Genomic DNA, 238 nt, shown 5'->3' with positions numbered 1-238 from the left:
CGGCGACTTCATCGAGCAGGTATCGAGCATCAGCGGCCAGACCTTCGTCGTCGATCCGCGGGTGAAGGGACGGGTCACGGTGGTATCCCAGGCGCGGCTCAGCCTGGCGGAGGTCTACCAACTGTTCCTTTCGGTGCTCGCCACCCATGGCTACGCGGTGCTGCCGCAGGGCGACCAGGCGCGTATCGTGCCGAACATGGAGGCACGCCAGGACGCCGCGCAGAAGACCGTCCGCGAT

At 66.8% G+C, this 238-nt stretch carries 1 pseudogene; it reads left to right on the top strand.

Features of this window, described 5'->3' with window-relative positions:
- Positions 1–238 (top strand): annotated as a pseudogene (locus BST14_RS32300) (hypothetical protein); the annotation flags it as partial.

It is taken from the genome of Mycobacterium arosiense ATCC BAA-1401 = DSM 45069 (genome assembly GCF_002086125.1).
In the GTDB taxonomy this organism is placed as follows: Bacteria; Actinomycetota; Actinomycetes; order Mycobacteriales; family Mycobacteriaceae; genus Mycobacterium; species Mycobacterium arosiense.
This window is presented reverse-complemented; position numbering and strand designations above follow the sequence as displayed.